Consider the following 777-nt stretch of genomic DNA (forward strand, 5'->3'; position numbering starts at 1 on the left):
CTCGGGAACAACCTCAACCAGCGTGATGTGATCGCAGTACGTCGCACCGTGTCTGGGTTGCTCAAATTGCTCTACCCTCACGGTGTGTTTGGTAAAGAGGAGGTGCGCCCTTGCCTTACCTACGCACTGGAACTTCGCCGCCGAATCAAAGAGCAGTTGAAAAAACTGGGTGGTATGGAGTTTTTCGATGTGCATTTCAGCTACCTCGATAACGAAACTCTGGAAGAGTTTTTCGTCAATGTACCCGAGCAAGGCGGAAGCCAGTTGATCCCTGAAGGTCTGGGTAAGCCAGGTGTCGTGCATATGGTTACCAAGGGTGGAACTGGCCAGCTGGGCCTGTATCGGTTCGAGACTCAGATGACCCCTGGTAATGGTAAACACTCGACATCTGGCCTGGGCTCCAATACACCAGCCAAAGAAGCCATCCGCGTAGGTTTTGATTACTTCAAAGGTAATCTGAACCGTATCAGTGCTACCGCCAAATTTTCCGAGCATGAATACCACCTGCATGCTGTTGAGTTACATAACTCAGGCCCTAGTACCAAAACTAGCCTGGCAGCCCTGATAGCGTTCTGTTCCATTTTGATGGGTAAGCCAGTGCAAGAACAGATGGTCGTGCTCGGAGATATGACACTTGGTGGTGTAGTGAATCCGGTTGAAGATCTGGCGGGTAGTTTGCAACTAGCAATGGATAGTGGGGGCAAACGCGTGCTGCTGCCGATGGCATCAGCTTCTGATATCCCGACTGTGCCTGCTGAAATTTTCTCCAAATTCCAA

Annotated in this window: 1 protein-coding gene; it reads left to right on the forward strand. The window is 50.7% G+C overall.

Annotation, left to right across the window (positions count from 1 at the left end; genetic code table 11):
* Nucleotides 1-777, forward strand: a 777-nt coding sequence (locus tag D6029_RS22220) for a BREX system Lon protease-like protein BrxL (protein ID WP_272482852.1), incomplete at both ends; no start/stop codon positions are given.

It is taken from the genome of Buttiauxella izardii, assembly GCF_003601925.1.
In the GTDB taxonomy this organism is placed as follows: Bacteria; Pseudomonadota; Gammaproteobacteria; order Enterobacterales; family Enterobacteriaceae; genus Buttiauxella; species Buttiauxella izardii.